Genomic DNA, 4960 nt, shown 5'->3' with positions numbered 1-4960 from the left:
CTGCACGGCCCGACGCTGGCCGAGGCCGCGGGCACCTGGGCGGACGGCGGCTGGCGGCTGCTGCTCACCGACCCGGCCGTGGTGCTGCCCGCGACGGGCGCGCCCGCGTGGCAGCAGCTGCTCGGCTGGCCCGTGACGCCACCGCCGTGGGCCGGTGGCTCCGGTGCCGCCACGGCGCTCGCGCTGGCCGCGGCGGGCCTCGTCCTGGTCCCGGCGCTCCTGGCGCTCGCGGCACCGCGCGGCGGGCGGGCGGTCCGGGCCGCGTGGCTCGTCGTCGCCGTCGGCCTCGCCGCCGCCGTGGCCAGCGGCCTCACAGCGACCGCCGTCGCGGACGTCGACCCGGTGGGCACCGCGCTGGTCGCGGCGTGGCCCGGGGGCGGGGTGAGCCTCGCGCTGCTCGGTGCGCTGTCTGCGGCCCTCGTGGGCGCCGGCGGCGTGCGGGCCGCCGTGGCCGGTCACGACTTCGGCTGGCGCCAGGTGGGTGCCGCGGGGCTGGCCGCGCTCGCCGTGCTGGGCCCGGCGCTCGTCCTGGCGGGCTGGACCGTCGCGGTGCGCGGCGGCGACCTCGCCCTGGTGACCTCCGAGGCGCCCGTGGTGCCGGCGGTCGGCGTCCAGATGCAGGACTCCGCCGACGACGTGCGGGTGCTGGCCCTCGAGGTGGAACCCACCGCCGCGGTGCGCGGCACGCTGCTGCGGGGCGACGGCGTCCAGCTCACCGAGCTCGGCCGGGCCGTGACGGCCCGCACCGTGGCGGGTCCGCTCGACGCCACCGAGCCCGTGCCGGCCGACGCCGCCGAGACGGAGTACGCGACGGCCGTGGCGCGGCTGGTCGCCGGTGCGGCCGACGCCGCGGACGGGCTGGCGGCGCTGGGAGTCGGCGCTGTGCTCCTCGGGCCCGGCGTCGAGGCGTCCTCGGCGCGGACCACCCTGGTGGGCCGGCTCGACTCGACGGACGGTCTGGAGCGCGTCACCGAGACGTCGGCCGGGGTGCTGTGGCGCGTGTCCACGGCCGAGGGTGCGCGCACGACCGCCTGGGCGCGCCTGCTCACCGGGACGGGCGGGGCGCCGGGTGAGGTGCTCGCCGCGGTCCCGGCAGCCGACGGCGTCGTGGACACGACGCTCGCGGCGGCGACGGCGCCGCGGCAGCTGGTGCTCGCCGAGCGCGCCGACCCGGGCTGGCGCGCCTGGCTCGACGGCCGCCAGCTGCGGGCCGTGGAGACGTCCTGGCGGCAGGCCTTCGAGGTCCCCGCCGAGGGTGGCCGGCTCATCGTCGGCCACGTCCCTGCCGGCCGCACAGCCTGGGCGGCGCTCCAGGGCGCGGTGCTGCTCGTCACGGTGCTGCTGGCCGTGCCCGTCCGACGCCGCAGAGGCGTGCGATGAGCGGGCCGGAGCACGGCGTGCCGCCCACCCGCCGCCGCGCGTGGGCCGTCGTCGGCGCGCTGACGACGGCGACCGCCGTCCTTGCCCTGACGGCCGGCGTGGCTGCGGTGGGCTCGCTGCGGCCCCCCACGGCGCCACGGGACGTCCCGCTGCTCGCGGTGGACGTCCCGGCCGCCGTCACCGAGCTGGTGTGCCCGGGGACGGTCCACCTCGCCACCGAGCCGGAGGAGGGCTCCGACGCAGCGTACGACCCGGCTTTCGACCCGACGCCCGTCGCGTCGCGGTCGGCGTTGAGCCTGCTGAGCGTGAGCCCAGACGGCACCTCGGGCGCGGCCGTGACCCGCCTCGGCGCCCTGGACGGCGCCGACGGCGACCCGGTCGTCACCCTGGCACCCGAGGGCCGCGCGGCCGGCGCCACGGTGGACGGCCTGTCCGGCGGGCTGGTGCTGCGCGCCGACGCCGCGGGCGAGGTCCCCGCGTGGGTCGCCGGCGCGACGGGCGTGCGGACGACGGACGGCGACCTCCGCGGGCTCGTCGCGGCCTCGTGCGGCCGAGCGGCCGCCGAGGTCTGGCTGGTCGGTGGCAGCACCGCGCTGGGCTCGAGCGGTCGTCTCGTGCTGGTCAACCCCGGCCGGACGGCCGCGACGGTGTCCCTCGAGCTCTGGGGCCCGTCCGGCCCGGTCGAGCTGGCGGGTGCACCGCAGTACCTCGTGCCGGCGGGCGAGGAGCGCGTGGTGCTCCTCGAGGGCATCGCCGCCGAGCAGGAGAGGGTCGTGGTGCACGTGACGGCGGCCGGTGGCCGGGTGGGCGCCTACCTGCAGGACAGCGCGCTGCGCGGGCTCGTCCCGGCCGGGACCGACGACGTCGTGGCCGGTGCGGCCCCCGCGCCGCAGCAGGTGGTGCCCGGCGTCGCGGTGACGGCCTCGTCGGCCGACGGCGCGGACGTGGCCCTGCTGCGGCTGCTCGCCCCCGGCTCGCAGGGCGGCACGGCGGCGATCACCGTGCTGGGACCGGAGGGCCCGGTGGACCTGCCCGGGGCGGCCGAGCTCGAGCTCGTGGCGGGCGAGGTGCTCGACGTCCCCCTGGGCGGGCTGCCACCGGGCTACTACACGCTGGTCGTCGACGCCGACGTGGCGGTGGTCGCCGGCGCGATGATCACGCGGGGGGAGGGCGTCGGCCTGGCTCCCGACCTCGCGGCCGCCGCCGGGGACGTGCCGCTCGACCGGGCCTGGGCGCCCGCCACCGTGCTCGGCGTCGCCGGTCCGCTGGCCCTGCCGCCGGGGGTGAGCGGCGAGGTGGTGGTCACGGCGGTGCCGAGCGCGGACCTCGACGGCTCCGCACCGGCGACCCTCGAGCTGGTGGGACCGGACGGCGTGCTGGGCACCACGACCCTGCGCGTGGCGCCGGGCAGCACGAGCGTCCACCCGCTCACCGCGCTGACCGGAGCGTCGGACGCGGCCGTCGGCCTGGTGCTGCGCAGCACGGACCCTCGGCTGACCTGGGCCGTGGTGCTCACGGAGTCGCTGCCGGACGGCGACGTCGTCGCGCTCCTCGCCCCCGTCCCACCGGCCGAGGTCCGGCCGTCGGTCGCGGTCCGCGCGCGCTGAGCCGCATCGCGCGACGTCGGTCGGGGCGTCCTCAGCCCACGCGCCGCAGCTCGATCGCCTGGCGGACGGCCAGACCGACGCGGATCGCCCCGCGCACGGGCCACTGGTACCACCGGTCGTAGCGGCGGGCGAGGTAGCGCGCGGCGGAGGCGTGGTGCGCGCGGATCATCGGGGCGGGGCGATCGCGCCAGGACGTCCCACCCACGTGCGTGACCTGCGCCGACGGCACCACGACGTTGGGCCACCCCGCGGCGCCCAGGCGTTCACCGAGGTCGACGTCCTCGAAGAACATGAAGTAGCCCTCGTCGAACCCGCCCACCTCCTCGAACGCCGCGCGGCGCAGCAGCAGGCACGCTCCCGACAGCCAGCCGGCGGCCCGCTCCGTGGCGTCGGCCGACTCCTGGCGGCGCTGGTAGGCGGCCGTCCAGGGGTTGGCCTGCCAGATCCGCCCGAGCAGGGCGTGACCGACCCCCTGGGTCAGGGACGGCAGCTCCCGCGCCGAGGGGTAGACGGTCCCGTCCGGGTTGAGCACGGCGGGCCCGAGAGCTCCCGCCCCCGGCAGGCGGCGCCCGGCGTCGAGCAGGGTGTCCAGCGAGCCGGGGTGCCAGACGATGTCGGGGTTGGCGACGACCAGCCACGGCTGGGTCGCGCCCCGCGCGCCGAGGTTGGCCGCGCGGCCGTAGCCGACGTTCCCCGCGCCGTGCACGACGGTCGCGCCGAACTCCTCCGCGACCTGGTCCACCATGGTCCGGTCGGTGCCGTTGTCGACCAGCACCAGCTCGACCGGGGCCGACGTCGCCGTGCGCAGCGACCGGGCGAACTCCGCGAGCTCCGAGCCCGGGTGGTAGGTCACGCAGACGACGCGGACGGGGGGCTGGTCGGGCGTGCTCATGGTGGGACCAGCGTAGTCGGCGAGGACCCGCCGGGTGCCGACACCGTGCGCGAAGAGACCGTGCGCGCACAGACCGTGCGCGGAAGCGGTCAGCTGCGGTAGCCGGGGTCGACGTCCTCTGGCGAGCGACCGAGCAGGTGCGCGACCTGCTCGACGAGCACGTCGCGCACGAGGTCGGCGAGGTCGGCGTCGTCGATCGCGCGCGTCTCCACCGGGCGTCGGTACACGACGATGCGTGCCGGCAGCCCCGCGTCGGCGGGGAAGTAGCGGCCCAGCGGCACACCGCCGTGCTCCCAGGGTGCGGGGTGCGACGGCGGGACCTCCTCGACGGCGAACTCGGTGCCCTCGAGCTGGCGCGCCCAGCGACGCTCCAGTCGCTCGACGGCGGTCAGGACGTGGTCGTCGAACTGCTCGGCGCGCGTGCGGTGGGCCGGCAGGTCGGCCGGCATGAGGGGGCCGCGCAGCCCACGGCCGCGCCGGTCGCGCCGCCGGGTCCCGCCCGGGCCCGGGCCGGGCAGCGGCCCGGAGACGCTGCGCGCGGTGCTGCCAGTCACGGGCCCACTGTACGGCGGGCACGCGGTCCGCCACGGCGGGGCGTGACGGTGCGCGTCGGTGCGCGCGGGTACCCTCTCGGTGTGAGATCGGGACGCCAGTGCAGCCGCAGCGCCTGCCGGCGGCCTGCCGTCGCCACGCTGACCTACGTCTACCAGGACTCGACGGCCGTCCTGGGCCCGCTGGCCCAGCTCGCCGAGCCGCACTCCTACGACCTGTGCTCCGAGCACGCGAGCGGCCTGACCGCCCCGCGTGGCTGGGAGGTCGTCCGGGTCACCCCCGAGTTCGTCCCCACGGGCCCGACGTCGGACGACCTGCTCGCCCTGGCTGACGCGGTCCGCGAGGCCGGCCGCGTGCGGACGCCGGTCGCGGTCGAGCCCGCCGGCACCGAGGTGGCCCGGCGCGGCCACCTGCGCGTGCTGCGCGGCGAGGGTGGCTGAGTGTCCACCCCGCCCTCTGCCGGCCCCGGGCCGAGCACGCCCGAGCGCTGCTCGCGGTGCCGCAGCGGCGCGCTGACGCGCCTGGCGAT

4 protein-coding genes and 1 pseudogene are annotated in these 4960 nt (G+C 78.6%); 3 read left to right on the top strand and 2 right to left on the bottom strand.

Going from position 1 to position 4960, the window contains the following annotated elements; all coding sequences use genetic code 11:
- Together PKY62_RS12015 and PKY62_RS12010 are read left to right on the top strand one after the other, a co-directional pair.
- Positions 1 to 1380, top strand: a pseudogene (locus tag PKY62_RS12015) (glycosyltransferase family 2 protein); the annotation flags it as partial.
- The gene (locus PKY62_RS12010) at positions 1377 to 2987 is read left to right on the top strand and encodes a DUF5719 family protein (protein ID WP_324537273.1); all 1611 of its coding nucleotides are present in this window, start codon (positions 1377 to 1379) and stop codon (positions 2985 to 2987) included. The pseudogene PKY62_RS12015 and the gene PKY62_RS12010, both read left to right, overlap by 4 nt.
- 31 nt (positions 2988 to 3018) lie before the next feature.
- Here PKY62_RS12010 and PKY62_RS12005 read toward each other — a convergent pair whose 3' ends face one another.
- Both PKY62_RS12005 and PKY62_RS12000 read right to left on the bottom strand, forming a co-directional pair.
- A complete protein-coding gene (locus tag PKY62_RS12005) occupies positions 3019 to 3879 on the bottom strand; it encodes a glycosyltransferase family 2 protein (RefSeq protein ID WP_324537271.1) in 861 nt (286 codons plus the stop codon).
- Between the two features lie 89 nt (positions 3880 to 3968).
- Positions 3969 to 4433 (bottom strand): metallopeptidase family protein, encoded by a 465-nt coding sequence (locus PKY62_RS12000; RefSeq protein ID WP_502875842.1) that lies wholly within the window; start codon positions 4431 to 4433, stop codon positions 3969 to 3971.
- 81 nt (positions 4434 to 4514) lie between these two features.
- On the opposite strand from PKY62_RS12000, the gene PKY62_RS11995 reads away from it, so the two are divergent.
- The gene (locus PKY62_RS11995) at positions 4515 to 4871 is read left to right on the top strand and encodes a DUF3499 domain-containing protein (protein ID WP_324537269.1); all 357 of its coding nucleotides are present in this window, start codon (positions 4515 to 4517) and stop codon (positions 4869 to 4871) included.
- Positions 4872 to 4960: the final 89 nt, after the last annotated feature.

The sequence above is a fragment of the Actinotalea sp. genome, from assembly GCF_035443605.1.
Classification (GTDB): domain Bacteria; phylum Actinomycetota; class Actinomycetes; order Actinomycetales; family Cellulomonadaceae; genus Actinotalea.
Note: the sequence above shows the minus strand (reverse complement) of the source record. Positions and strands in the feature narration are given on the sequence as shown.